2 protein-coding genes and 1 pseudogene are annotated in these 1,556 nt (G+C 62.4%); 1 reads left to right on the forward strand and 2 read right to left on the reverse strand.

Annotated features, from left to right (window positions below):
* Positions 1-110, reverse strand: a 110-nt coding sequence (locus EN879_RS40375; RefSeq protein ID WP_245493928.1) for a methylenetetrahydrofolate reductase, incomplete at its 3' end; no start/stop codon positions are given.
* Entirely contained in the window at positions 107-1,129 is a 1,023-nt protein-coding gene (locus EN879_RS35285) for a metalloregulator ArsR/SmtB family transcription factor (protein WP_013530933.1), read from the reverse strand. The genes EN879_RS35285 and EN879_RS40375, both read right to left, overlap by 4 nt.
* Before the next feature lie 122 nt (positions 1,130-1,251).
* On the opposite strand from EN879_RS35285, the pseudogene EN879_RS35290 reads away from it, so the two are divergent.
* Positions 1,252-1,556 (forward strand): annotated as a pseudogene (locus EN879_RS35290) (tRNA (N6-threonylcarbamoyladenosine(37)-N6)-methyltransferase TrmO); the annotation flags it as partial.

The raw sequence follows: 1,556 nt of genomic DNA on the forward strand, positions 1-1,556 counted from the left end.
GTCTCCCACAGCCTCGCTTCCATCTCGTCCGTCTTCGGCGGGAAGAATTCGAAGGAAAACCTGACCTTGTCGCCGATGTCGGGGCGGCGGGAAAAGCGGAACTGGTTCATGCGATTTCCCCCATCGAGTTCGCTTTGGCCTGCCTTGTGTCGTTGGAAGGATCGGCAATCAGCAGGCGCCGATCGCGGCCGAGCCAGAGTTTCACAGTGAGCCTCGCCTCATTGCCACCGCGCGGCTCGAACTCCTGGGCATCTTCGAGATCGAGGCCGGCTTCCGAAAACCAGTCGGCGATCTGCCGGTCGGAAAAGCCGAGCCGCATATGCGCATGCTCCTCGCGCAGGAATTCCAGCGCATGCGGCGCGAAATCGACGATGACCAGGCGTCCTGCCGGACGCAAAAGCCGCGCCGCCTCGTGGATGGCGCGGGCGGGATCGTCGAGATAGTGCAGCACCTGATGGATGGTGACGAGATCGAAGGCATCGCGCTCGACCGGCGGCGCGAAGATGTCGCCCTGCCGAACCTGCGCGTTCGAAACGCCGGCCTTGTCGAGATTGGCGCGCGCCACGGTCAGCATCTCGCGCGACATGTCGATCCCGACACCGCGCCGATAGAGCGGCGAGAAGATTTCGAGCAGCCGCCCGGTGCCGGTGCCGAGATCGAGCATCGACTGGAACGGCCGCTTGCCGACCAGTTTCAGCATTGCGGCTTCGACGGCGCGGTCCGGCACATGAAGCGAGCGGATATGGTCCCAGCTTGCCGCATTCACGGAAAAATACTCGACCGCCCGGTCCTGCCGCTTGCGCTTGACCGAGGCCAGGCGCTCAAGATCGCGCTCGACCTGCGGATCGGCGCCGCGAATGCCGGAAACCAGGCCCATGACGAAGTCACGCGCGGAATCCGCATCCGACAGGCGGAAGAAGGCCCAGGACCCTTCCTGGTAGCGGCCGATCAGCCCTGCCTCCAGAAGCAGCTTCAGGTGCCGCGAAACGCGCGGCTGCGACTGGCCGAGAATTTCGGTAAGATCGGAAACGGTGAGGTCACCGCGCGACAGAAGTGCCAGTATGCGCAATCGGCTGGATTCGGCCGCCGCCTTTAACGTATCCACCATAGTGTCGAGCGAGACATGCATCAGCGTATTCTCTTTGAAAAGATATAAACATATGTTTATGTCAGTTTTCGAAACCTTGCAAGCGCTATGTCGCTTCCGGACAAGAAAATGCCGCTTGTGTGGCGTTTTAAGAGACATGGGCCATGACTGGACCGCGTGAGATGTTCGAGGCCCGCGAAGGCGAGCAGAGGCTGGAAAACGATCCCGCACTGATGCCGCCGGATGACGGCATCGTCTTCATCGGCCGCATTGCCTCGCCGTGGACGACGCGCGAAACCTGCCCGAAGAACATGCGCGCCGCGCGCGAGACCGGGCAGAAGGCAGTGCTGACCATCGACGCGCCCTACCGAAATGGCTTACGGGGGCTGGAGCGCGCCAGCCACGTCATCATCCTGTCCTGGCTGCATCACGCGCCGCGGGACCTGATTGTGCAGAAACCACGCCATGC

The organism is Mesorhizobium sp. M7A.F.Ca.AU.002.02.1.1 (assembly GCF_003998535.1).
Taxonomy (GTDB): domain Bacteria; phylum Pseudomonadota; class Alphaproteobacteria; order Rhizobiales; family Rhizobiaceae; genus Mesorhizobium; species Mesorhizobium ciceri.